Here is a 24957-nt window from a genome sequence, read left to right as displayed (position 1 = left end):
CGCGGCTCCTCTGCTAGCGCATGCACAAACCTCATTTCGCTGGGAATTGACATGACCGACGCCATCCGCCCCCTGATCGCCGGCAACTGGAAAATGAACGGCCTGAAGGCCGCGACTGCCGAATTCGACGCCATGCTCAAGGGTGCGGCAGATGTGAGCGGCAAGGCCGACCTGCTGGTTTGCCCGCCGGCAACCCTGATCGCGGCCTTCGCCGAGAAAGCGCGGGGTCAGAAGGTCGCGGTGGGAGCACAGGATTGTCATCCCAAGGCTTCCGGAGCCCATACCGGCGATATCGCTGCCGAAATGCTGGCGGATGCGGGCGCGACCGCCATCATCGTCGGCCATTCCGAACGCCGTGCCGACCACGGCGAGGGCGCTGCCCTGATCCGGCAGAAGGCCGAGGCCGCCTGGCGTGCCGGTGTGACAGCGATCGTCTGCATCGGCGAGACGCAAGGTCAGCGCGATGCCGGCCAGACCCTGGACATCCTGCGCGGCCAGCTCAACGGATCGCTGCCGGACGGCTCCAACGCCGCCAATCTGGTCGTGGCCTATGAACCGGTCTGGGCGATCGGCACCGGCCTGACCCCCACAGCCAAGGATGTCGAGCAGATTCATGGGTTTATCCGGGAACTCCTGACCTCCCGGTTCAAGGCCGACGGGGCCAGGATGCGCATCCTCTATGGCGGTTCGGTCAAGCCCTCGAACGCGGCCGAGCTGATGGCGGTGAAGGACGTCAACGGCGCGCTGGTCGGTGGGGCCAGCCTGAAAGCGGCCGATTTCCTTGCGATCGCCAAGGGCTGCCCCTAGCTAAGTGCAAAGCGCAGGTCCCGGCCGATCGGGGGTGGCAATGCACCTCCCGATCGTGTAACACCGCGCAACTTCAGGAAAACCCGCGAAGCGCGATCGGCCGCCGTCTCGGCGCTGTCGGCTTGTGACGGAAGGATACTATGCAGACTGTTGTCATCGTCATCCACCTCATGATCGTCGCTGTCATGATCGGCGCCGTCCTGCTCCAGAAGTCGGAAGGCGGCGGTCTCGGCATGGGGGGGAGGCGCGGGCTTCATGTCGAGCCGCGGCACCGCGAATCTCTTGACGCGGACCACCGCGGTTCTGGCCGCCGGCTTCTTCCTGACCAGCCTGTTCCTGTCCTGGTACGCCGGGTACAACCGTGCGCCTTCGTCGATCATCGGCCAGCCGGCGTCGCAGACCCAGCCCGCCGGCGGAGCGCCGATCGCGCCGCCGACCTCGGGCGGCATCCTGGACACGCTGAAGAAGGCCGACGAGCAGCAGCAGGCCCCGGCACCGAGCGGCCCGCAGGTGCCTCGCTCGCAATAAAGCGGGGGGGGCCATGCAGGGGGGCTTCTACCGTCCTGCAACAGGAATCCCCATCAAGGCTCTGTCACTACTCTTAGTTTTGGCTCACTCACAGGCCCGCAAAATCTTTGGGGCGGAATACGAATCGCTTTGGCGAATCGAATTCGAGGGATTAGAGGTTAAGTCCCATGGCGCGGTACATATTCATCACCGGCGGCGTGGTTTCCTCGCTCGGCAAGGGTCTGGCTTCGGCGGCACTCGGTGCCCTGCTGCAGGCCCGAGGCTACAAGGTCCGCCTCCGCAAGCTCGACCCCTATCTCAACCTCGATCCCGGAACGATGTCGCCGTATCAGCACGGCGAAGTGTTCGTGACCGATGATGGCGCGGAAACCGATCTCGATCTCGGCCACTACGAGCGCTTCACGGGCCGGCCTGCGACCAAGGCCGACAACATCACGACGGGACGCATCTACCAGGACATCATCACCAAGGAACGCCGCGGCGATTATCTCGGCGCGACCATCCAGGTGGTGCCGCATGTCACCAACGCCATCAAGGAATTCGTCCTCTCCGGCAATGACGACTACGACTTCGTGCTGGTCGAGATCGGCGGCACCGTCGGCGACATCGAGGGCCTGCCGTTCTTCGAAGCGATCCGCCAGCTCAAGAACGAGCTGCCGCGCGATCATGCCGTCTATATCCATTTGACGCTGTTGCCGTACATTCCGAGCGCCGGCGAATTGAAGACCAAGCCGACGCAGCACTCGGTGAAGGAGCTGCGCTCGATCGGCATCCAGCCCGACATTCTGCTCTGCCGCACCGACCGCGAGATCCCGAAGGAAGAGCGGCGCAAGCTCGGCCTGTTCTGTAACGTCCGCGAAAGCGCCGTGATCGAGGCGCGTGACGTCGACAACATCTACGCTGTGCCCGAGGCCTATCATGCCGCCGGCCTCGACGATGAAGTGCTGGCCGCCTTCGGCATCGGCTCGCGGGTTCCGCCGGAGCTGCGAAGCTGGCAGGAGATCAACGAGCGCGTTCGCAATCCCGAGGGCAACGTCACCATCGCCATCGTCGGCAAATACACCGGCATGAAGGATGCGTATAAGTCGCTGATCGAGGCGCTCTCGCATGGCGGCATCGCCAACAAGGTGAAGGTCAATCTCGACTGGATCGAGAGCGAGATCTTCGAGAAGGAAGATCCCGCGCCATTCCTCGAGCACGTCAACGGCATCCTCGTGCCTGGCGGCTTCGGCCAGCGCGGTGCGGAGGGCAAGATCAAGGCGGCGCAGTTCGCGCGCGAGCGCGACGTGCCGTATTTCGGCATCTGCTTCGGCATGCAGATGGCTGTGATCGAGGCCGCGCGAAACCTCGTCGGCATCGAGGACGCCAACTCTACCGAATTTGGCCCGACCAAGGAGCCGCTGGTCGGCCTCATGACGGAATGGCTGCGCGGCAACGAACTCGAGAAGCGCTCGCAGGCTGGCGATCTCGGCGGCACGATGCGCTTGGGTGCCTATCCCGCGACGCTCAATCGCGGCAGCCGCGTCTCGCAAGTCTATGGCGGCGCGACCGAGATTTCCGAACGTCACCGTCACCGCTACGAGGTCAACACGGCCTACAAGGACCGCCTCGAGCAGCACGGGCTGAAATTCTCCGGCCTCTCGCCTGACGGCGTTCTGCCGGAGATCGTCGAGTACGAGGACCATCCCTGGTTCATCGGCGTCCAGTTCCACCCCGAGCTGAAGTCGCGCCCCTTCGAGCCGCACCCGCTGTTTGCGTCGTTCATTCAGGCGGCGATGGTGCAGAGCCGGCTGGTTTGATCGTTTAGCTCCAGTCTTCGCTCCTAAGGCGCGGGTTCCAGCTGCAAGCGCCGCGGCGCGACTGCCGTTGGAACGTCGGGCGCAAGCGATCCTGTGACGAGCTTCATCTGCGGCCGTCGCGTCAGCTTGTAGACGGCGGCGGGCGGCACGTTCAGCATCGCGCGATCGACGAGTTTTGCGCGCAGTCCCAGCCGGTCGAGCACAGGCCGTGGAATCGGACAGCTCACACCATAGGTGAACTGGTAGAAGGCGCCGCCCGGTCGGATATGGGTGAACGCGCCGCCGACGATGGAGACGACCTTGCGCGTCGACATGTTGAGCAGCGGCAGGCCACTGATCACCGCGCCGACGGGCGCACCGTCATAGAGACGCTCCGCCGCCAGCCGCGCAGCATCCATCCACAGAACGCGCGCGCCGGGAAAGCGCACTTGCAGGAGCTTCATGAAGTCCGAGCCGTATTCGATGAGCGTGAGGTCTTCCTGGCGCACGCCGCGCTTGAGCAGCTTGTGGGTGAACGCGCCCGTGCCGGGGCCGAGCTCGAGGATTGGACCGGTCGCTGCGGTGATCTCGCGCGTGATGAGATCCGCAAGCGCCGCGCCTGACGGTGCGATTGCGCCGACCCGACGCGGGGCCGACAGCCAGGACAGGAAGAACGAGAGGAAATCGTTGGGCATGCGCACTCCGGCATCAATGTTTGCGCCTCGCAGATGAAAGGTGAGGCGAATCCAGTGTCGCGGGAGTGCATTGCGACAACATTGCGCTAGTGAGTGGCGGATGCGGATTGAATCAACTTTACCGGCTTGGCGGCAGTGTCATCCTGAAGCAGGTGCCGCCGTCCGGTTCGTCGGTGACCGAGACCTGGCCGCCGTGCAGGAGCACGATCTCGCGGACCATGTTGAGACCGAGGCCGGCGCCCCGATCGAGCGGGGTGACCCGGTAGAACGGCTCGAAGATCATCTCGCGCTGATCGGCCGGAATACCGGCGCCCTCGTCGGTGACTTCGATGCACGCGGGTCTGCTCACGCGAATGCTGATCGTGCCGCGGCGCGGGCCATGCTGGATCGCATTCTGCACGAGATTGGTCAGCGCGCGCTCCAGCGCGGCCGCATCGCCGGTCGTCTCGATCGGCGTCTCGGGCGCATCGAGCGCCAATTCGTAACCGGCGGCGATCGCCAGCGGCGCGAGGTCGGCAGCCACGCCTTGCGCGATGGAGACGACATTGACACGCGTGAATGGACGGCCGCAGCGGTCGAGCCGCTGGATGTCCAGCAATTGCTCGGCAAGTGTTGCCAGCCGTGCAGAATCCTCCAGGAGGCGGGTCTTGTCCGGACCTGACGGGAGCGATTCCAGCCGCGTGTTCAGGATCGCGATCGGCGTGCGCAGCTCGTGCGCGGCGTCGGCGACGAAGCGCTTGTGGCGAGCGTAGCCCTGGTCGAGCCGCGCCAGCGCGTCATTGACCGCGGTTACGAGCGGCACGACCTCCAGCGGGATTTTGTCCAGAGACAGCCGCGCGCCGCGCTGATGGATGTCGATGCGGCGGGCCTGGTCCGCCGTCGTGTTGAGGCCCCTGAAGGCACGCCGCACGATCATCGGCGTCGCGATGAAGGTCGCCGTTCCCATCAGAAGCAGGCCGGGCAGGGCGATGCCAAGAAGCGCAATCGATGTCATGAACAGCGCCTTGGCGCCGGTCAGCCGTCCTTGCGTCGCTGTAATGACCTGCACATTGCCGGCGTCGGTGTCGACCCGTTTCAACCGCGCCGCCGGCTTGCGCGGATCATCCTCGAAGAGCTGCCAGCCGAGCCGCGCCTGGCTGATCTGGTCGAGGCCGCTGCCGATCGCGGCGAATTCGGAGGGCACGGCGCCTTCACTCAGCGAATGCCCCCGCTTGTCGCGGACCAAGAACCAGAGATCGGGCGTCTCGTCACGCAACTGTTTCAGCTCGGGGGTCTGGCGCAGGATCAGGCCACCTTGCGCATCACGCGCGACCGCGCGCTGCACGACGTCGATCACGCGATCCTCATCCCGCCCGGCCAGCACGAAGCCTGACGCGGACAGCGCTGCGAGGACGACGGCAACCAGTGCAACCAGAAGCGCGGCCTGGAGCGAGAGTAGGCGCCAGCTCAGGCGCGATCGCAGGCTATAGGGATCATCGTGCTTGCTCATAGCAGCTTCTTCAGGAGATAGCCGACGCCACGTATGCTGTGGATCTCCACGCCGGCCTCGGACTCGGCAAGCTTGCGCCGTAGCCGCGAGACATGCGTATCCAGCGCATTCGACTGGATCTCGTCGTCGAAATTGTAGACGGCCTCTTCCAGCGCCGAGCGCAGCACGGTCCGGCCCATGCGGCGAATCAGGGCTTCGAGCACGAGGAGCTCGCGCCGCGGCAGCTCGAACGGCTGGCCGTCGATGCTGGCCTCGCGATGGCCGACATCGAAGGCGAGGCGGCCGATGCGGATGATGTCCGGTGTGAGGCCGGTGGGCCGCCGCAGCACGGCGCGCAGGCGCGCCAGCAGCTCCTCGACCGCGAACGGCTTTGCCAGATAGTCGTCGGCGCCGCTGTCGAGCCCGGCGATGCGGTCGGCGAGCTCGCCGCGGGCGGTCAGGACGATGATCGGCACGCCGTCGGCGCGGGCGCGAAGCTTTGGGATCAGGGTAAGGCCGTCGCCGTCGGGAAGCTGGCGGTCGAGCAGGACGGCGGTATGGACCTCGGCGGAAATGGCCTCTTCCGCTTCGGCAAGCGTGGGGGCGTGATCCACCACCATGTCGTAGCGCTTCAGCGCCGACGCCAGTGCGCCAGCCATCTCCGCCTCATCCTCGACAAGCAAAATCCGCATGATCCGGCACCTGAACCGCATTGAGCACATCTAGCGGCACGATCATTGCGGCAGCATTGCGGGAACCAACTGTGCGAACTGGCCCCACAGCCCGTCCAGTCATGCGCGAAACGCAACAAGGGCGACCGGGCGGGGCTCAAGACACCGCCATGGCCACCTATTATAACCGCCGGACCTGAAAGGGAGGAAACGAGAATGATCTACGAAATGCGCGTCTATCGCTGCGTGCCCGGCCGCTTGCCGGCGCTGTTGAAGCGGTTCGAGACGGTTACGCTGAAGCTGTTTGAGAAGCACGGCATCCGTCAGGCCGGATTCTTCACCACGCTGATCGGTGAATCCAACCAGGAGTTGACCTATTTCCTGGCCTGGGAGTCGCTCGCCGAGCGCGAGAAGAAGTGGGGCGCATTCGTGATCGATCCGGACTGGATGGAGGCGCGGGCAAAGTCGGAGGCCGACGGCCAAATCGTCGGTAACATTGTCAGCCAGCTCCTGACGCCGACGGCCTTCTCGTCGGTGAAGTAGCGCCTCCCGGCACGGGCCGCTGCGGGGAACCCCGGCGCAACCCTGATATTCGAACGCCCCGGGGCGAATGGGGTTGATCCGCCCCTCGTCGCCGCTATGGTCGCGGCGAAACGAGGGAAATTTGCCTTGAGCTCTTCGACGTCAGCGGCGCCGGTCGTCACCATTGGCACGGTCAAATTCGGCAATGATCTGCCGATCTCGATCATTGCCGGGCCATGCCAACTTGAAAGCCGCCAGCATGCGCTGGAGGTGGCCTCCGCGCTGAAGGAGATCGCCGCGCGGCTGAAGGTCGGCCTCGTCTACAAGACCTCGTTCGACAAAGCCAACCGCACCAGCGCGTCGGCGGCCCGCGGCCTCGGGCTCGCGCGGTCGCTGCCGATCTTCGCCGAGATCCGCTCCTCGCTTGGCCTGCCGGTGCTGACCGACGTGCACGAGGCCACGCAATGCGCCGAGGTGGCGCAAGCGGTGGACATCCTGCAGATTCCCGCCTTCCTCTGCCGTCAGACCGATCTGTTGCTTGCGGCCGCCGCGACGGGGAAGGTCGTCAACGTCAAGAAGGGGCAGTTTCTCGCGCCCTGGGATATGGCGAATGTCGTGACCAAGATCACGAGCGCGAACAATCCCAACGTGCTCGTCACCGAGCGCGGCGCCGCCTTCGGCTACAACACGCTGGTCTCCGACATGCGCGCGCTGCCGATCCTGGCGCGCACCACCGGGGCGCCCGTGATCTTCGACGCTACCCACTCGGTGCAGCAGCCGGGCGGGAAGGGGACCTCCTCGGGCGGCGAGCGCGAGTTCGTGCCGGTGCTGGCGCGCGCGGCCGTGGCGGTCGGCGTGGCGGGCGTCTTCATCGAGACCCATCCCGACCCTGATAGGGCACCATCGGACGGCCCCAACATGGTGCCGCTGCGCGAGTTCGAGGGGCTGATCCGCACGCTGATGGCGTTCGACGCGCTCGCAAAGAACCCGCGTTGATGCAGCAAGGCGAGGCTCGGCCGCACGATCACGGCTTGCCAACAGCGCTCTACGTCATCTCCGGTGCGAGCTTTGCCGCCGCGCTGTCGGCGCGTGCGCTCGATCCGGTGCTGCCGCACGTCGCCGAGGATTTTGGCGTGAGCATCGCGACCGCCGCAGGCTTTGCCGCGGTGTTCGCCTTCACCTTCTCGATCATCCAGCCGATTGTCGGCGCTGCCGCCGATCTCTTCGGCAAGACGCGGCTGATGATCGGCTGCCTCGCGCTGCTCGGCCTTGCTAACATCCTTGGCGCTCTTTCGACCTCGTTCTCAGTCCTGTTCGCCACCCGTATCCTTGCCGGTATCGGCTCCGGCGGCGTGTTTCCAGTGGCGCTCAGCCTGACCAGCGATCTCGTCGGGCCGGAGAAGCGACAGGTTGCGATCAGCCGCACGCTTGCCGGCGCGATGACCGGCAATCTGCTCGGCGCCTCCGCCTCCGGCCTGATCGGCGACTTTCTCGGCTGGCGCGGCGTGCTGGCAGTGCTCGGCGGGCTCGTCATCGCCGCCTCGATCGCAGTGGCGGCCGGTTTTCACGGCGCCAAGGTCAAGCATCAGCCGAGGACGAGCCTGTCCGCGCTGAAGGCCGGCTATCGCACCATCTTCACCAATCCAAACGCCTATGTCTGTTATTCGGCCGTGTTCGTCGAAGGCTGCTGTGTGCTCGGCCTGTTTCCCTATATCGCCTCGTTCCTGTTCGAGCTCGGGCAGACCTCACTCTCGATCGCCGGCATCGTCATCGCAGGATTCGCGGTCGGCGGCCTGTTCTACACGCTGACGGTGTCACGGCTGCTGCCCTGGCTCGGCGTCAAGGGCATGATGATCGCGGGCATGACGCTGGTCGCCTCGCAACTCGTCGCCGTCGCCTTCGGCCCGCGCTGGGAGGTCCAGGCGCTGAACCTCATCGTGATGGGCTGGGGCTTCTACATGGCCCATGGCTGCCTCCAGGTTTTTGCCAGCGAACTCTCGGTTGAGGCGCGTGCCACCGCGCTGTCGCTGCATTCGTTCTTTTTCTTCATGGGGCAGACGGTCGGGCCGCTCGCCTATGGCTTCGGCCTTCAGCACGCCGGCAAGATGCCGACCCTGGTGACCAGCGCCGCGATCATGGTCGCGCTGGGCCTCGTCTGCGCGAGGCTGCTCAAACCGCGTGCACCGTCGGACGCGCGGATCTGACGGAGGCGTGCTTTTCGCTGCGTTGACACAAGTCTCGGCGTGGCGCGCTGATTCAATCGTCTCTGAGAGAAACTACCCCCGCCCGCGATAGGGCGCGACGCCTTGCTCCGGCACCCACAGGCCCTTCGGCACGCGGCCGGTCTGCCAGAACACGTCGATCGGGATGCCGCCGCGCGGATACCAGTAGCCGCCGATGCGCAGCCATTTCGGCTTGATCTCGCTCGCGATGCGCTTGCCGATCATCACCGTGCAGTCCTCGTGAAAGGCGCCGTGATTGCGGAAGCTTGCGATGTAGAGTTTTAGCGACTTCGACTCCAGCAGCCATTGGCCGGGCGCGTAGTCGATCATCAGATGCGCGAAATCGGGCTGACCGGTGACGGGGCAAAGCGATGTGAACTCCGGCACGGTGAAGCGCACCAGATAGTCCGTGCCCGCCTGCGGATTTGGTACGCGGTCGAGCTGGGCCTCTTCCGGTGTGTGCGGCCATTCGACCGCACGGCCGAGCTGAAGGGATTTTTTCGCCATCGTGTTTCGCGTCCTGTTGGGGACGCTTCTTTAGGCGATCGTCTGGATCATGACCACCCGGTCGTTGCCGGATTCGCAGCCCCAGAGCTCGCCCGGCCTCCCGTCGAGCTGGCGAACATTGGCATTGGCCTTGTCGCTCGCGAACACGTTGAACCGCTCGGTGGCGGGATCGAGGCGGACGATCGCGTTGGCGGAGAAGTCGGTGAGCCAGACCTTGTCCTTGTCGTCGACATAGACGGCGTAGGCCCGGGGACGCTCGCCCGGCAGCTTCCAGGTCTTCCAGGAGCCGTCGGCGGGATCGTGCACCGAGACATGGCCGCTGTTCCACTCGCTGACCCAGATCCGGCCCTTCGAGTCCGACCAGACGCGCCGTGATCCCTGGTTCGGCGTCGGCGGCTCGAGCAGGGCAGCGTTGCCGGTGGCCAGATCAATCTTGGCGATGTAGTTGCCGGCGAGCGAGGCGTACCAGACATCGCCCTTGGGCGTCACCGTGATGCCGTAGGGGCCGACGCCCTTGGGCGCCTTGAACACGTCCATCTTGCCCGACTTCGGTGCGAGCCGGCCGTAATAGCCGGACTGGCCGGTGAACCAGTAGGTGCCTTCCTTGTCGAACACGCCGGTGTTGAGATTGGCGTAGGCGAATTTCTCGGGCAGGCGGAACAGCGTGACCTTGAGGTCGGAAGGATCGACCCGCGCGATTGCGTTCTGGCCGCCTTCGGTTATCCAGGGCGCGCCGTCGGGGCCGATTGTCACGCCGTGCGGCGCGGCACCCTGGCCGAGGCTGACCGTCTTGAAAGTGCCATCCCGGGGATCGAGCCTGCCAAGCATGCCCTTGCCCTGGGCCGTGAACCAGACCGTGCCGTCCGGAGCTGGGGCAAGGTCGTGCAGGCCGATGCCGGCGCTGATCGGGTAATATTTTGTCCGGAATGGGCCTTCCTGCGCAAAACTTGGGCGGACGGCGATGAGGGTGGCGCTCGAGGCAAGAAACTGACGGCGATTCATTGCGTTACCCCGACTGTTTCAGATTGAGGTTGGACGCGCAGATCAGATGCCGTCAAGCTTAGTCCCGGGCACTTCATGCGTCAGTCGAAGCAGGCCGTCCAAGCGTTCACATTTGCTTGCGCTCCGTGTAAGACCCGCGGCACCGATCAGCCCTAACGAACGGAAGTGCACATCATGACCGCCATCATCGACATCATCGGCCGCGAAATTCTCGATAGCCGTGGCAATCCCACCGTCGAGGTCGACGTCGTGCTGGAAGATGGCGCGCTGGGCCGCGCCGCTGTGCCGTCCGGCGCCTCCACCGGCGCCCATGAGGCGGTGGAACTGCGTGATGGCGACAAGGCCCGCTACCTCGGCAAGGGCGTCGCCAAGGCGGTTGGCGCCGTCAACGGCGAGATCTTCGAAGCCCTGAGCGGCCTCGATGTCGAACAGCAGGCCCAGATCGACCAGATCATGATCGATCTCGACGGCACGGCGAACAAGAGCCGGCTTGGCGCCAACGCCATCCTCGGCGTGTCGCTCGCCTGCGCCAAGGCGGCTGCGAACTCGCTCGACATGCCGCTCTACCGTTACGTCGGCGGCACCTCGGCGCGGCTGCTGCCGGTGCCGATGATGAACATCATCAACGGCGGCGTGCACGCCGACAATCCGATCGACTTCCAGGAGTTCATGATCCTGCCGGTCGGCGCGTCCTCCTTCGCCGAGGGCCTGCGCTACGGCGCGGAGGTGTTCCACACGTTGAAGTCCGAATTGAAGAAGGCCGGCCACAACACCAATGTCGGCGACGAGGGTGGCTTTGCCCCGAACCTGCCGTCGGCCGATGCCGCGCTCGAGTTCGTCATGAACGCAATCGGCAAGGCCGGCTACAAGGCGGGCAGCGACATCGTGATCGGCCTCGATTGCGCCTCGACCGAGTTCTTCAAGGACGGCAAGTACGTCTATGAAGGCGAGGGCAAGACCCGCTCGATCTCCGAGCAGGCCAAGTATCTTGCCGACCTCGTCTCGCGCTATCCGATCGTGACCATCGAGGACGGCATGTCGGAAGACGACATGGACGGCTGGAAGGAGCTCACCGACCTGATCGGCAAGAAGTGCCAGCTCGTCGGCGACGATCTCTTCGTCACCAACGTCAAGCGCCTCGCCGAAGGCATCAAGGCCGGCCGGGCCAACTCGATCCTGATCAAGGTCAACCAGATCGGAACGTTGACCGAGACGCTCGCCGCCGTCGAGATGGCGCACAAGGCCGGCTACACCTCCGTGATGTCGCACCGCTCCGGCGAGACCGAGGATTCCACCATCGCCGACCTCGCGGTTGCCACCAATTGCGGTCAGATCAAGACTGGCTCCCTTGCGCGTTCCGATCGCACCGCCAAATACAACCAGCTCCTGCGCATCGAGCAGCAGCTCGGCAAGCAGGCGCTCTATGGCGGCAAGGCGGCACTGAAGGCGCTGGCATAAGCCAGCGCTCCGCGCGCAACCGGACAAGGGGAGGATCGACATGAGCGACGGCAAGACCGGCCTGCAACTGCGTTCGCTGATCAAGAAGAGCGGAGAGCTCGAAATCTCGCTTCTCGACGTGCCGACCCCCGAGCCTGCAGCGGACGAGGTGGTCGTCCGCGTCGAGGCGGCACCGATCAACCCGTCCGACCTCGGGCTCCTGATCGGCGCAGCCGATATGAGCACGGCGAAGGCTTCGGGCGGCAAGGATGCCCCGGTCATCACCGCGAAGGTGCCAGAGGGCGCGATGCGGGCGATGGCAGGTCGGCTCGACGAGTCCATGCCGGTGGGCAACGAAGGGGCGGGCGTCGTCATCAAGACCGGCTCGTCGGATGCCGCGAAGGCGCTGATGGGCAAGACCGTCGCCATGATCGGCGGCGCGATGTATGCGCAGTACCGCACTCTGAAAGTGCGCGAGTGCCTGCCGCTGCCATCAGGCACCACGCCCGCGGAAGGCGCATCCTGCTTCGTCAATCCGCTCACCGCGCTCGGCATGACCGAGACCATGCGGCGCGAGGGCCACAAGGCGCTGGTGCACACCGCGGCCGCCTCTAATCTTGGGCAGATGCTGAACAAGATCTGCATCAAGGACGGCATCCCGCTGGTCAACATCGTGCGCAGCAAGGAGCAGGCCGACATCCTGCACAAGATCGGCGCCAAATACGTCGTCGATTCCACGGCGCCGAGCTTCCTCGGCGACCTCACCAATGCGTTGGTCGAAACCGGTGCCACCATCGCCTTCGACGCCATCGGCGGCGGCAAGCTTGCCGGCGACATTCTCAACTGCATGGAAGCCGCGATCAACAAGACCGCCAAGGAATACAGCCGTTACGGCTCCAGCGTGCACAAGCAGGTCTACGTCTACGGCGCACTCGATGTCCGCCCGATCGAACTGCCGCGCGGCTTCGGCATGGCCTGGGGCGTCGGCGGCTGGCTGCTGTTTCCGTTCCTGATGAAGATCGGGCCGGCAGACGGGGCCAAGCTGCGCCAGCGCGTCGTCGACGAATTGAAGACCACCTTTGCCAGCCACTACACCAAGGTGGTGTCGCTCCAGGAGGCGCTCGATCTCGCCAACATAGCGGTGTACGCCAAACGCGCCACCGGCGAAAAATTCCTCATCAACCCAAATAAATTATCGTGATATGCGACGGCACGTCGGCCAAAAGACGTCTTGCCTTCTGAGCTAAGCGGGAGATTATTCCGCCGCCATTGAAAGCGGAAAAACCGCAAGGCGCTCAGAAGGGGACATCTCCATGACTGATCTCAATCGCCGCCATTTGCTCGCAGGCGCCGCTGCTATCGGCGCGGCTGCCGTTACCGGGTTTCGACCGACCGCAGTCAATGCTGCAGTGCCGCAGGCCGGCACACAAGCGCCGGGCTTCTATCGCTACAAGGTCGGCAGCTACGAGTGCACCTCGATCAATGACGGTGCGCGCAGCTTCCCGATGCCCGACAAGTTTGTCGTCAACATCCCGAAGGAGGAGGCGCTCGCCGCTTCCGACGCCGCCTACATGCCGAAGGGCATGGTCACGGTTCCGTTCAATCCGCAGCTCATCAACACCGGCTCCAAGCTGGTGCTGATCGATAGCGGCAACGGCGTTGCGAATTTCGAGGCGAGCAAGGGCGCGGTCGGCCGCACGTTGCAAAACCTCCAGGCCGCCGGCGTCGACCCGAAGAGCATCGACATCGTGTTGCTCTCGCATCTGCACCCCGACCACACCAACGGCATCCGCTTGGCCGACGGCTCGATGGCATTTCCCAACGCCGAGATCATGGTGCCGAGCAATGACTGGGTGTTCTGGACCAGCGACGAGAACGCCGCCAAGGCCGAGTCCAACGCGATGATGAAGAACTACTTCGCCAACGTGAAGAAGACCTTTGCCGGCCTCGAGTCCAAGGTGAACAAATACGATTGGGGCAAGGAGGTCGCGCCAGGCATCACCTCGATCGCGACGCCTGGCCACACACCGGGCCACACGTCGTTCGCCGTCGCGTCGGGCGATGCGAAGATCCTGATCCAGTCGGACGTCACCAACATTCCGGAATTCTTCCTGCGCAATCCGGATTGGCACGTGGCCTTTGATGTCGATGGCGCGATGGCGCAGGAGACGCGCCACAAGTTCTATGACATGGCGGCGGCAGAGAAGGCGACCGTGGTCGGCTTCCACTTCACCTTCCCTTCGATCGGCCATGTCGAGAAGGACGGCGCCAAATATCGCCTGATCCCGTCGGCCTGGAATCCGACGATCTGAGCCGATTTGCAGATTTGCACGAAAGATCGGGCCGCCGCTTGGCGGCCCGATTGTTTTGGAAGACGGACGCGGACCGGATCGTAGCTGCTTTCGCGAAACTCAGCGTTTCCAAATCGGGCCGGTTCATGCACTTGCATCCATCGGCCGGGATGGCTTAAGTGCCGACCGGCACTCCCGCTCCAGCCTTCAAGGACAACCCATGGCCTACAACATCGTCACGATCGCCGGCAGCCTGCGCAAGGACAGCTTCTCGCTGAAGATCGCCAATGCGCTCGCAAAGCTCGCGCCGGCCTCGCTCAAGCTCGAGGTCATCACGCCGGCGGGCATCTCGTTCTTCAACCAGGACCTCGAGGGCGCGCCGCCGGCGGACTGGCTGGCCTTCCGCGAAAAGCTCCAGAAGTCGGACGGCATCATCTTCGTCACCCCCGAGTACAATCGCGGCATCCCGGGCGCGCTGAAGAACGCCATCGACGTTGCCTCGCGGCCTTATGGCAAGAGCTCGTTCAACGGGAAGCCGGTCGGCATCATCTCCAACTCACCGGGTCCGCTCGGCGGCGTCAACGCCGCCAAGAACCTGCAGAACATCCTGCCGGGGATTTCCGGCTCGATCATGCAGCAGCCGGAAACCTACCTGAACGCTGTGGGCGATGCTTTCGATGCAGAGGGTAACCTGGTCAAGGAATCGCTGAAGCCCGTGCTCCAGGCCTATGTCGACGCGTTCGCAGCCCACGTGGCGAAGCATCACGGCTGAGGTCGAATACCCCGCGGCCACACAACCAGTCCTCATCCTGAGGAGACCGCGAAGCGGTCGTCTCGAAGGATGGCCGCGGGGACACTGGGGGCCTTCATGGCCCTCCCAGAGATGCGAAGCATCGTCCGGAGACGGGGCTCGCGCACCTCCTCACCATGAGGGTTGGGCGATGTTCGTCTCGTCGGGCAGGGGGTTTTAGCACTCCCTTAACCAACCTGTCCCATCTTCCCAAAATGGTCTCCCGCGCGCGTCTGAAATCGATCCTGACCGGCCTTGCCCTCTATACGATGGCGGCCGCCATCGTCGGCTATTTCGGCGTCAACGCCTACACCGGCAAATACGGCCTCAACGCCCGCCAGGAACTCGACCAGGAGATCATCGCGCTGACGAGCGAGCTGGCGCAGCTCAAGCGCGAGCGTGCCAGGAGCGAGCAGCGCGTGTCGCTGCTGCGCACCAACAAGATCGATCCCGACATGCTGGACGAGCGGGCGCGCTTCCAGCTCGACTACGTCAATCCGCATGATCTCGTTCGGATGATCCCGGCGAACTAGCGCTTTCCGCAGGTTTCGAAACCGGCTGCGAAAGCTGTTGCCGAAAACCGACAGGCGCATTTCAATTCTACCGAAAGTCGTAGCCCTGGAACCGGACTGCCGCCTTGACCGCGGCGTCGCAACGGGCTCATGGCTTCCGTCGCTGTCGCCCCCCAGGTTGACGCAGATCAACCGGGCCGTGCCGGCACAGCCTAGACTGCTACCGGAGGAAATAGTGATGAATGGGCCAATGTCCCGGCATCACGCGGCCCGTGTCGAGGCCGCCATTGCGTCAGGCCAGGCCGCGCGCTCCGCGCTCGTGGCCTCATGGCGCCGTTCGTCCCGATTGCATCATCTCGATCCCGCCGGCCGCAGCGCGCCGATGCGGCTGACCGAAGCCGAGTTGCACCAGGCGCGCGAGCGCATCGCCCCGCTGCTCGCCGCCGCGCAAGGCGCCATGGACAGGCTCTATCAGGCGGTCGGCGCAAGCGGCTGTTGCGTGCTGCTCGCCGATTGCAAGGGCGTGCCGGTCGACCGGCGCGGCACGCCGGCGGACGACGCCACGTTTCAATCATGGGGCCTGTGGACCGGCGCGCTTTGGAGCGAGGAGCACGAGGGCACCAATGGCATCGGGACCTGCCTCGTCGAGCAGCGGCCGCTGACGATTGATCGCGACCAGCACTTCTTCACCCGCGACACGCTGCTAAGCTGCACTGCTGTTCCGATCTATGACCACGAGGCCGCGCTCGCGGGCGTGCTCGACGTCTCCTCCTGCCGCGCCGACCGCACTGACGCGTTCTCCAGCCTGATCGCGCTTGCGGCAGGCGAGGCGGCCAGGCGCATCGAGGCCGAGCTGTTCCGCCGCGCCTTCGCCCATGCCCGCATCGTGCTGACGCAAGGCGGGGACGGCCAGTCCGGCGGTCTCGTCGCGGTCGATGCGGACGATCTCGTGATCGGCGCGACCCGGTCTGCCCGGGTGGCCCTCGGAATCGCGCCCGGCCGGGCCTTGCAACCGATGCCCGCGGCCGATCTGCTCGGCGGCGATACTGCGCGGGACCATCTGGCCGGCGGTCAGCGCGCCGTGTTGCAGCGGGCGCTGCTCCGCGCAGGCGGCAATGTATCGGCGGCCGCCAAGGCCCTCGGCGTCAGCCGTGCCACGCTGCACAGGAAGCTCAAGCGGTTCGAGCTGAAGCACTGAGTGCCGCCGCTTCCTCAGTCGTCATTGCGAGGAGCGAAGCGACGAAGCAATCCAGATTCCTCCGCAGGGACGGTCTGGATTGCTTCGCGGAGCCTGTCATCGGGCCGCGCTACGCGCGGACCCGGTGGCTCGCAATGACGATGTGGAAGCCGCGAGTGCCCCATCTTGCCTGTGGCTATAGCCCAGGACTGTCGCAGGACTGCGACAGGTCGGCCCGGCCATCGCTCCCGCCCGGGCTGACAGAAAACACTTCCCGCGAGATCGTTAGCGCAGGTCGTGAACACACGATGGATCGCACAACATCAACATCGGGAGTGATCAATGAACAAGGTGGAATTCCTCGGCGTCACCCAGGTTCCCTTCGCCGAACGCTACGACAATTTCATCGGCGGCAAGTTTGTGGCGCCGATCTCCGGCAGGTATTTCGACAACGCCTCGCCGGTGAACGGCCAGATCGTCTGCAAGATCGCACGCTCCGATCATCACGACGTCGAGGCAGCCCTCGACGCAGCGCATGCTGCCAAGGCCGCCTGGGGACGCACCAGCGTCGCCGAGCGCGCCGCGATCCTGAACCGGATCGCCGACCGCATGGAAGAGAATCTCGAGCGCCTTGCGATTGCCGAGACCTGGGACAATGGCAAGCCGATCCGCGAGACCCGCGCCGCCGACTTGCCGCTCGCAATCGATCACTTCCGCTATTTCGCCGGCGTGGTGCGCGCGCAGGAAGGATCGATCGGCGAGATCGACCACGACACCATCGCCTATCATTTCCACGAGCCGCTCGGCGTGGTCGGCCAGATCATCCCCTGGAACTTCCCGCTGCTGATGGCCTGCTGGAAGCTCGCGCCCGCGCTCGCCGCCGGCAATTGCGTGGTGCTCAAGCCGGCCGAGCAGACACCGGCCTCGATCATGGTCTGGGCCGAGATCATCGCCGATCTCTTGCCGCCCGGTGTCCTCAACATCGTCAACGGCTTTGGCCTGGAGGCCGGCAAGCCGCTCGCATCCAGCCCGCGCATTGCCAAGATCGCATTCACCGGCGAGACCACGACGGGCCGGCTGATCATGCAATATGCCAGCCAGAATCTCATTCCCGTCACGCTGGAACTTGGCGGCAAATCGCCGAATATCTTCTTCAACGACGTCACCGCCGAGGACGACGATTTCTTCGACAAGGCGATCGAAGGCTTCGTCAGGTTCGCGCTCAACCAGGGCGAGGTCTGCACCTGCCCGAGCCGGGCGCTGGTCCACGCCGATATCTATGACCGCTTCATGGAGCGAGCGCTGAAGCGCGTCGCCGCGATCAAGCAGGGTGATCCGCGTGCAGCCGACACCATGATCGGCGCGCAGGCCTCAGCTGCAGAAAATCCTCTCCTACATCGACATCGGCAAGCAGGAAGGCGCCAAAGTGCTCGCGGGCGGCGGACGCGCCGAACTCGCAGGCGATCTCGCCGGCGGCTTCTACGTGCAGCCGACGGTGTTCGAGGGCCACAACAAGATGCGAATCTTCCAGGAGGAGATCTTTGGTCCCGTCGTCTCGGTCACGACCTTCAAGACCGATGATGAGGCGCTCGCGATCGCCAACGATACGCTCTACGGCTTAGGGGCCGGTGTATGGAGCCGCGACGCCAACCGTTGCTACCGCTTCGGCCGGGCCATCCAGGCCGGTCGGGTCTGGACCAACTGCTACCATGCCTATCCCGCGCATGCCGCGTTCGGCGGCTACAAGCAGTCGGGCGTTGGACGCGAGACCCACAAGATGATGCTCGATCACTACCAGCAGACCAAGAATCTCCTGGTCAGCTACAGCCCGAAGAAACTCGGCTTCTTCTGATCGAGCAAGCGGAGAGGGTGGGCCGTTTCGGTGCCTCCCTCTCTGAATGTCGGGACATGGTTGTCGCAACGCTTCTTGACGTCTTCACGAATCTGCGCGTGCGCCGGTCACGATCGATTTGTTACCTGATTAGCGCGAAAGATTTTGCAAAATTTCGGCCACGTTGCAGTGCGGCATAATGAAAGTCGAGCCATGCCGCTGCGGTGCTTTCCAAGGGCGTTTGAGTTGGGTTAGAGAGGACAGAAGTTTTCTCTGACCCGGAATTCCCATGGCCGCACCCAAGAAAGCCGCCGCAGGCGCTGCACAGGACAAGACCGACGGCGGTTCGCCCCCGGAATTCACCAGGGAGCAGGAACTCAAGGCCCTTCGCGACATGCTTCTGATCCGGCGGTTCGAGGAAAAGGCCGGCCAGCTCTACGGCATGGGCGCGATCGGCGGCTTCTGCCATCTCTATATCGGCCAGGAGGCCGTGGTGGTCGGCATGCAGATGGCCCTGAAAGAGGGCGATCAGGTCATCACCGGCTATCGCGATCACGGCCATATGCTTGCCACCGGCATGGACGCCAACGGCGTCATGGCCGAGCTCACGGGCCGCCGCGGCGGTTATTCCAAGGGCAAGGGCGGCTCCATGCACATGTTCAGCAAGGAGAAGCAGTTTTACGGTGGGCACGGCATCGTCGGCGCCCAGGTCTCGCTCGGCACCGGTCTCGCCTTCGCCAACCACTATCGTGGTAACGACAATGTCAGCGTCACCTATTTCGGCGACGGCGCGGCCAACCAGGGCCAGGTCTATGAGAGCTTCAACATGGCGGAGCTCTGGAAGCTGCCGGTGATCTACGTCATCGAGAATAACCGCTACGCCATGGGCACCGCAGTCTCGCGCGCCTCCGCCCAGCAGGACTTCTCCAAGCGCGGCGCATCCTTCAACATCCCCGGCAAGCAGGTCGACGGCATGGACGTCCGCGCAGTGAAAGCCGCGGGCGAGGAGGCCGCGGCCTGGTGCCGCGCCGGCAAGGGCCCCTTCATCCTGGAGATGCAGACCTACCGCTATCGCGGCCACTCGATGTCCGACCCTGCAAAATATCGCACGCGTGAGGAGGTCGAGAAGGTTCGTCACGACCAGGATCCGATCGAGCAGGTGCGCAACCGCCTGCTGGCGACCAAGGTCAGCGAGCAGGATTTGAAAGCGATCGACGCCGAGGTGCGCGACATCGTCAACGCGTCTGCCGACTTTGCCCAGCATGATCCCGAGCCGGATGCCGCCGAGCTCTGGACCGACGTTTACCGCTGAACGCGCGCAAGCTTTCTTTTGGAGTCGATATGCCAATTCAAGTGCTGATGCCCGCGCTGTCGCCCACGATGGAAAAGGGCAACCTCGCCAAGTGGCTTAAGAAAGAGGGCGAGCAGATCAAGTCGGGCGACGTGATCGCCGAGATCGAGACCGACAAGGCGACGATGGAGGTCGAGGCGACCGACGAGGGTACGCTCGGCCAGATCCTGATCCCGGAGGGCACCGCTGATGTCGCGGTGAACACGCCGATCGCGACGATCCTTGCCGACGGCGAAAGCGCCGCGGATCTCGCCAAGGCGCCGGCGCCTGCCAAGCAGGAGAAGGCTGCGGAATCCACACCGCCTGCCGCTGCAAAGGCCGAGGCGCCCGCGCCCAAGGCTGCGCCCGCGCCGCAGGTCGTCGCTGAACCCGATCCTGAGGTGCCCGCGGGCACCGAGATGGTGACGCAGACGATCCGCGAAGCGCTGCGCGACGCCATGGCCGAAGAGATGCGCCGCGACGCGGACGTCTTCGTGATGGGCGAAGAGGTTGCCGAATATCAGGGCGCCTACAAGGTCACCCAGGGCCTGCTCCAGGAATTCGGCGCCAAGCGCGTGATCGATACCCCGATCACCGAGCACGGCTTTGCCGGCGTCGGCGTCGGCGCCGCGATGACCGGGCTGAAGCCGATCGTCGAGTTCATGACCTTCAACTTCGCCATGCAGGCGATCGACCAGATCATCAACTCCGCGGCCAAGACGCTCTACATGTCTGGCGGCCAGATGGGGTGCTCGATCGTGTTCCGCGGGCCGAACGGTGCGGCTGCGCGCGTCGCCGCGCAGCACAGCCAGGATTACTCGTCCTGGTACTCACACATCCCGGGCCTCAAGGTCGTCGCGCCGTATTCGGCCGCCGACGCCAAGGGCCTGCTCAAGGCCGCGATCCGCGATCCCAATCCGGTGATCTTCCTCGAAAACGAGGTGCTCTACGGCCACACCGGCGAAGTGCCGAAGCTCGACGACTACGTGATTCCGATCGGCAAGGCCCGCATCGTGCGCTCCGGCAGCCATGTCACCATCATCTCGTGGTCGAACGGCATGACCTATGCGCTGAAGGCCGCCGACGAGCTGGCCAAGGACGGCATCGAGGCCGAGGTGATCGACCTGCGCACGCTGCGTCCGATGGACACCGAGACGATCGTCAACTCGGTCAAGAAGACCGGCCGGGCCGTGACGGTGGAAGAGGGCTGGGCGCAGAGCGGCGTCGGCGCCGAAATCGCCGCGCGCATCATGGAAAACGCTTTCGACTATCTCGATGCACCGGTCGCACGCGTCTCCGGCAAGGACGTGCCGATGCCGTATGCCGCGAACCTGGAGAAGCTCGCGCTGCCCTCGGCAGCTGAAGTGGTCGAGGCCGCCAAAGCCGTCTGCTACAGGTAGACCATGGCGGGCCCGAAGGAGCAGCCACTGCCGCCCGATGTCATCGCCCGCGACGATGCGGTCGAGATCCTGCGCGTGTTCGTGCTGGACGGCGGGCTGTCGATGGCGTTCCAGCGCGCCTTCGAGGAGCCTGACATGTGGGGCTTGCTGCTCGTCGATCTCGCCCGCCACGCCGCGCGCGCCTATGCGCGCGAGAGCGAATATACCGAGGAGGATGCGCTGAGCCGGATCCTCGAGATGTTCCAGGCGGAAATCGAGCGTCCCACCGACACCGGCACCACGACGCCACGCGGGAAGGGGCACTGATCGTGGCGATCGAATCCCACCATTTCGACTTCATGCTGGAGGCGATCCGCGAGGCGGAGGCTTCGATTGCGCAGGGCGGCCTGCCGATCGGCGCCGTGCTGACGCGCGACAACAAGATCATCGCCCGCGGCCACAACAACCGCGTGCAGGAAAAGAACGTCATCCTGCACGGCGAGATGAGCTGCCTGCGCGAAGCCGGCGTGATCTCCTTCCACGACACCGTCATGTACACCACGCTGTCGCCATGCTCGATGTGCGCCGGCGCGCTCGCTTTGTTCAAGGTCCAGCTGGTGGTGATCGGGGAGTCCGTCACTTTCCCGGGCTCCAAGGACATCCTCGACAAGTTCGGTATCCCCTGGATCGATCTTGCCGACGATCGCTCCATCACCATGATGAAGACGTGGCGTTCCAATCCCGCCAATGAGCGCCTGTGGCAGGGCGACATCGGCAACTAAACCTGGTCTGTCGTCTTCGCTTTCGGGGACGACCTTTTGAGAAGTTCTTCGTGAGGTCAGCATGCCCATCAACATCCTGATGCCAGCTCTCTCGCCGACGATGGAGAAGGGCAACCTCGCCAAGTGGCTGAAGAAGGAAGGCGACAAGGTCAAATCCGGCGATGTCATCGCCGAGATCGAGACCGACAAAGCGACGATGGAGGTCGAGGCCATCGACGAAGGCACGATTGCCAAGATCCTCGTGCCCGAGGGCACGCAGGACGTCCCGGTCAACGACGTGATCGCAGTGCTCGCCGGCGAGGGCGAGGACGTTAAGGCCGCTGGTGCCGCGAAGCCCAGCGCTTCGGCCGCGCCGCCCAAGTCCGCCGAGAAGGCTGCTGAAGCTCCCGCTGCTGCACCGGCTCCTTCGCCTGCCGCGCCCAAGGCTGCACCGTCGCCCGCACCTGCGCAGCAGGCTGCCGCTCCCGCCGCGCAGGGCAATGGCCAGGGCGGCCGCGTGTTCTCCTCGCCGCTGGCGCGGCGTCTCGCCAAGGAAGCCGGCATCGATGTCGGGATGGTCGCCGGCACCGGCCCGCACGGCCGTGTGGTCGCGCGCGACGTCGAGCAGGCCAAGTCCGGCAAGGGCCTGAAGGCACCCGCCGCGGCGCCGTCTGGTGCGCCCTCGATCGCGCCGACCATGTCGGACAAGCAGATTCTTTCGCTGTTTGAGCCCGGCTCCTACGAAATCGTCCCGCATGACGGCATGCGCCGCACGATCGCACAGCGGCTGACTGCGTCGATCCAGAACGTTCCGCACTTCTACCTCACCATCGACTGCGACATCGGCAAGCTGCTCGCCGCGCGCGAGGAGATCAACGCCGCCGCTCCGAAGGACAAGGAGAAGAAGCCGCTCTACAAGATCTCGGTCAACGACTTCGTCATCAAGGCGATGGCGGTCGCGCTGCAGAAGATCCCGAACTGCAATGTGAGCTGGACCGAGTCCGGCATGGTCAAGCATCACCATTCCGACGTCGGCGTTGCGGTGGCGATGCCCGGCGGCCTGATCACGCCGATCATCCGCAAGGCCGAGACCAAGACGCTCTCCACCATCTCCAACGAGATGAAGGATTTTGCCGCGCGCGCCCGCTCGCGCAAGCTGAAGCCCGAGGAATATCAGGGCGGCACCACGGCCGTATCCAACCTCGGCATGTACGGCATCAGCCACTTCACCGCCGTGATCAACCCGCCGCACGCCACGATCCTGGCGGTCGGCACCAGCGAGGAACGCCCCGTCGTGCGCGATGGCAAGATCGAGATCGCGCACATGATGAGCGTGACCTTGTCCTGCGATCACCGCGCCATCGACGGCGCGCTCGGCGCCGAGCTGATCGGCGCGTTCAAACAGCTGATCGAAAACCCTGTCATGATGATGGTCTGACGTCGCGCGAAGGGACCAGGTTGAATGCGAACACGCTGGCCCTGGATCGCGATGCTGCTGTCGATCATCATCCTCGTCAGCCCGATCGGCACCGAAGTGCTGCACGACGCGTTCTTCTGCGGGGAACAGCTCTCGCGCAGTATTGCCCAGCCAGTCGCCTTCATCGGCTTTGCGATTCTGACCTCGATCTGCGTCATCGAATGGCTGGTCAGGTCGATCATTTCAAAACGCCGCGCTCGCGGCGCAACGGTTTGAGTTGAATGGGAGCCGCCATGGCCGACACGTCTTTCGACATCATCATCATCGGCTCCGGTCCCGGCGGCTATGTCACCGCGATCCGCGCCGCCCAGCTCGGCTTCAAGACCGCGATCGTCGAGAAGTCGTATCTCGGCGGCATCTGCCTGAACTGGGGCTGCATCCCGACCAAGGCGCTGCTGCGCTCGGCCGAGATCTATCACTATATGCAGCACGCCAAGGATTACGGCCTCTCGGCCGAGAAGGTCTCCTTCGATCCGAAGGCTGTGGTGCAGCGCTCGCGCGGCGTCTCGAAACGGCTCAACGACGGCGTCGGCTTCCTGATGAAGAAGAACAAGGTGAGCGTGATCTGGGGCGCCGCCTCGATCGACGCCCCCGGCAAGGTCACCGTGAAGAAGTCCGACGTCGAGGCGCCGAAGGGCACGCTCGGCGAGGGGACTTACCAGGCCAAGCACATCATCGTCGCGACCGGTGCGCGGCCGCGCGTGCTACCCGGGCTCGAGCCCGACCAGAAGCTGGTCTGGACCTATTTTGAGGCCATGATCCCGGAGCGGATTCCGAAATCGCTGCTGGTGGTCGGCTCAGGCGCCATCGGCATCGAGTTCGCGTCCTTCTTCCACACCATGGGATCCGACGTCACTGTGGTCGAGGTGCTGCCGCAAATTCTCCCCGTCGAGGACGCGGAGATCGCTGGCCTTGCGCGAAAACGCTTCGAGAAGATGGGCCTCAAGATCATGTCCTCGACCAAGGTGACCAAGCTCGACAAGAAGGCCGACAGCGTCGTCGCAACCATCGATGACGGCAAGGGCAAGCCCGTCACGACCGAGTTCGAACGCGTGATCTCGGCCGTCGGCGTGGTCGGCAACATCGAGAATCTCGGCCTCGAGAAGCTCGGCGTGAAGACCGACCGCGGCTGCATCGTGATCGACGGCTACGGCAAGACCAACGTTCCCGGCATCTACGCGATCGGTGACGTCGCGGGTCCCCCGATGCTGGCTCACAAGGCCGAGCACGAGGGTGTGATCTGCGTCGAGGCGATCAAGGGCCTGCATCCGCATCCGATGGACAAGCTGATGATCCCCGGCTGCACCTATTGCAATCCGCAGGTCGCCTCGGTCGGTTTGACGGAAGCCATGGCCAAGGAGAACGGCCGCGAGATCCGCGTCGGTCGCTTCCCCTTCGTCGGCAACGGCAAGGCAATCGCGCTCGGCGAGGACCAGGGCCTGGTCAAGGTCATCTTCGACAAGAAGACCGGCCAGCTCCTCGGCGCCCACATGGTCGGCGCGGAGGTCACCGAGTTGATCCAGGGCTATGTCGTCGCCATGAACCTGGAGACAACGGAGGAAGAGCTGATGCACACGGTGTTCCCGCATCCGACGCTGTCGGAGATGATGAAGGAAGCCGTGCTGGATGCGTATGGAAGGGTGCTGAATATTTGACGGACGACGGCCGCGTCGGCCGATCCGTCATCCTGAGGTGCGAGCAAAGCGAGCCTCGAAGGATGTACGGCCGTGGCGCAGCCGGGCCGTCGCCCTTCGAGGCCTCCGCTTCGCTTC

General features: G+C 64.6%; 23 protein-coding genes and 2 pseudogenes. 20 read left to right on the top strand and 5 right to left on the bottom strand.

What is annotated here, in order from left to right:
• Nucleotides 1-51: 51 nt before the first annotated feature.
• The 3 genes and pseudogenes from tpiA to pyrG all read left to right on the top strand — a co-directional run bounded on the left by tpiA (nt 52) and on the right by pyrG (nt 3134).
• On the top strand, nt 52-807 hold the full coding sequence (tpiA, locus tag AC629_RS10325; RefSeq protein WP_084804682.1) for a triose-phosphate isomerase: 756 nt from the start codon (nt 52-54) through the stop codon (nt 805-807).
• A 140-nt stretch (nt 808-947) separates the two neighbouring features.
• Nucleotides 948-1335 (top strand): annotated as a pseudogene (gene secG, locus AC629_RS10320) (preprotein translocase subunit SecG).
• Nucleotides 1336-1502: 167 nt separating this feature from the next.
• Nucleotides 1503-3134: a CTP synthase gene (pyrG, locus tag AC629_RS10315; RefSeq protein ID WP_084804681.1), complete on the top strand. Its 1632-nt coding sequence runs from the start codon at nt 1503-1505 to the stop codon at nt 3132-3134.
• Between the two features lie 23 nt (nt 3135-3157).
• On the opposite strand, the gene AC629_RS10310 is transcribed toward pyrG, so the two are convergent.
• From AC629_RS10310 to AC629_RS10300, 3 genes are all read right to left on the bottom strand, one after another.
• Nucleotides 3158-3808: a class I SAM-dependent methyltransferase gene (locus AC629_RS10310; protein ID WP_084804680.1), complete on the bottom strand. Its 651-nt coding sequence runs from the start codon at nt 3806-3808 to the stop codon at nt 3158-3160.
• Nucleotides 3809-3926: 118 nt separating this feature from the next.
• The gene (locus tag AC629_RS10305; protein ID WP_084804679.1) at nt 3927-5297 is read right to left on the bottom strand and encodes a sensor histidine kinase; all 1371 of its coding nucleotides are present in this window, start codon (nt 5295-5297) and stop codon (nt 3927-3929) included.
• On the bottom strand, nt 5294-5968 hold the full coding sequence (locus tag AC629_RS10300; protein ID WP_084804712.1) for a response regulator: 675 nt from the start codon (nt 5966-5968) through the stop codon (nt 5294-5296). The genes AC629_RS10305 and AC629_RS10300 overlap by 4 nt, the downstream gene beginning before the upstream one ends.
• Before the next feature lie 195 nt (nt 5969-6163).
• Between AC629_RS10300 and AC629_RS10295 the strand changes: the two genes are divergently transcribed.
• The 3 genes from AC629_RS10295 (at nt 6164) to AC629_RS10285 (ending at nt 8673) form a co-directional block, all read left to right on the top strand.
• Nucleotides 6164-6490, top strand: coding sequence for an NIPSNAP family protein (locus AC629_RS10295; protein ID WP_074120058.1), 327 nt, complete (start codon nt 6164-6166; stop codon nt 6488-6490).
• Between the two features lie 126 nt (nt 6491-6616).
• Entirely contained in the window at nt 6617-7465 is an 849-nt protein-coding gene (kdsA, locus tag AC629_RS10290) for a 3-deoxy-8-phosphooctulonate synthase (RefSeq protein WP_084804678.1), read from the top strand.
• Nucleotides 7465-8673, top strand: coding sequence for an MFS transporter (locus AC629_RS10285; RefSeq protein ID WP_084804677.1), 1209 nt, complete (start codon nt 7465-7467; stop codon nt 8671-8673). The genes kdsA and AC629_RS10285 overlap by 1 nt, the downstream gene beginning before the upstream one ends.
• A gap of 72 nt (nt 8674-8745) precedes the next feature.
• Here AC629_RS10285 and queF read toward each other — a convergent pair whose 3' ends face one another.
• Nucleotides 8746-9198, bottom strand: a complete 453-nt coding sequence (gene queF / locus AC629_RS10280) for a preQ(1) synthase (protein ID WP_074120056.1) — start codon at nt 9196-9198, stop codon at nt 8746-8748.
• Between the two features lie 30 nt (nt 9199-9228).
• Nucleotides 9229-10200: a Vgb family protein gene (locus AC629_RS10275; protein WP_084804676.1), complete on the bottom strand. Its 972-nt coding sequence runs from the start codon at nt 10198-10200 to the stop codon at nt 9229-9231.
• A 174-nt stretch (nt 10201-10374) separates the two neighbouring features.
• On the opposite strand from AC629_RS10275, the gene eno reads away from it, so the two are divergent.
• The 14 genes and pseudogenes from eno (at nt 10375) to lpdA (ending at nt 24840) form a co-directional block, all read left to right on the top strand.
• Nucleotides 10375-11658: a phosphopyruvate hydratase gene (eno, locus tag AC629_RS10270; RefSeq protein WP_084804675.1), complete on the top strand. Its 1284-nt coding sequence runs from the start codon at nt 10375-10377 to the stop codon at nt 11656-11658.
• A 40-nt stretch (nt 11659-11698) separates the two neighbouring features.
• Nucleotides 11699-12838 carry a zinc-binding dehydrogenase gene (locus tag AC629_RS10265; protein WP_084804674.1) on the top strand — a complete coding sequence of 380 codons (1140 nt, stop codon included), beginning with the start codon at nt 11699-11701 and terminating at the stop codon, nt 12836-12838.
• 112 nt (nt 12839-12950) lie between these two features.
• Nucleotides 12951-13949: an MBL fold metallo-hydrolase gene (locus AC629_RS10260; protein WP_084804673.1), complete on the top strand. Its 999-nt coding sequence runs from the start codon at nt 12951-12953 to the stop codon at nt 13947-13949.
• Between the two features lie 199 nt (nt 13950-14148).
• The gene (locus AC629_RS10255) at nt 14149-14700 is read left to right on the top strand and encodes an NADPH-dependent FMN reductase (protein ID WP_084804672.1); all 552 of its coding nucleotides are present in this window, start codon (nt 14149-14151) and stop codon (nt 14698-14700) included.
• Nucleotides 14701-14933: 233 nt separating this feature from the next.
• Nucleotides 14934-15251 (top strand): FtsB family cell division protein, encoded by a 318-nt coding sequence (locus tag AC629_RS10250; RefSeq protein WP_084804671.1) that lies wholly within the window; start codon nt 14934-14936, stop codon nt 15249-15251.
• A 217-nt stretch (nt 15252-15468) separates the two neighbouring features.
• Nucleotides 15469-16428 (top strand): helix-turn-helix domain-containing protein, encoded by a 960-nt coding sequence (locus AC629_RS10245; RefSeq protein WP_084804670.1) that lies wholly within the window; start codon nt 15469-15471, stop codon nt 16426-16428.
• A 321-nt stretch (nt 16429-16749) separates the two neighbouring features.
• A pseudogene (gene adh / locus AC629_RS10240) lies at nt 16750-18259 on the top strand (aldehyde dehydrogenase).
• A gap of 268 nt (nt 18260-18527) precedes the next feature.
• The gene (gene pdhA, locus AC629_RS10235) at nt 18528-19550 is read left to right on the top strand and encodes a pyruvate dehydrogenase (acetyl-transferring) E1 component subunit alpha (RefSeq protein WP_084804669.1); all 1023 of its coding nucleotides are present in this window, start codon (nt 18528-18530) and stop codon (nt 19548-19550) included.
• 29 nt (nt 19551-19579) lie between these two features.
• The gene (locus tag AC629_RS10230) at nt 19580-20968 is read left to right on the top strand and encodes a pyruvate dehydrogenase complex E1 component subunit beta (protein ID WP_084804668.1); all 1389 of its coding nucleotides are present in this window, start codon (nt 19580-19582) and stop codon (nt 20966-20968) included.
• A gap of 3 nt (nt 20969-20971) precedes the next feature.
• A complete protein-coding gene (locus AC629_RS10225; protein WP_084804667.1) occupies nt 20972-21274 on the top strand; it encodes a DUF5076 domain-containing protein in 303 nt (100 codons plus the stop codon).
• 2 nt (nt 21275-21276) lie between these two features.
• Entirely contained in the window at nt 21277-21729 is a 453-nt protein-coding gene (locus AC629_RS10220) for a nucleoside deaminase (protein ID WP_084804666.1), read from the top strand.
• A 61-nt stretch (nt 21730-21790) separates the two neighbouring features.
• Nucleotides 21791-23146, top strand: coding sequence for a pyruvate dehydrogenase complex dihydrolipoamide acetyltransferase (locus tag AC629_RS10215; protein WP_084804665.1), 1356 nt, complete (start codon nt 21791-21793; stop codon nt 23144-23146).
• A gap of 51 nt (nt 23147-23197) precedes the next feature.
• A complete protein-coding gene (locus AC629_RS10210; RefSeq protein WP_245331786.1) occupies nt 23198-23401 on the top strand; it encodes a hypothetical protein in 204 nt (67 codons plus the stop codon).
• 17 nt (nt 23402-23418) lie between these two features.
• Nucleotides 23419-24840 (top strand): dihydrolipoyl dehydrogenase, encoded by a 1422-nt coding sequence (lpdA, locus tag AC629_RS10205; RefSeq protein ID WP_084804663.1) that lies wholly within the window; start codon nt 23419-23421, stop codon nt 24838-24840.
• The last annotated feature ends 117 nt before the right edge of the window (nt 24841-24957 follow it).

Origin of the sequence: Bradyrhizobium sp. NAS80.1 (genome assembly GCF_001908205.1) — a bacterium.
In the GTDB taxonomy this organism is placed as follows: domain Bacteria; phylum Pseudomonadota; class Alphaproteobacteria; order Rhizobiales; family Xanthobacteraceae; genus Bradyrhizobium.
Note: the sequence above shows the minus strand (reverse complement) of the source record. Positions and strands in the feature narration are given on the sequence as shown.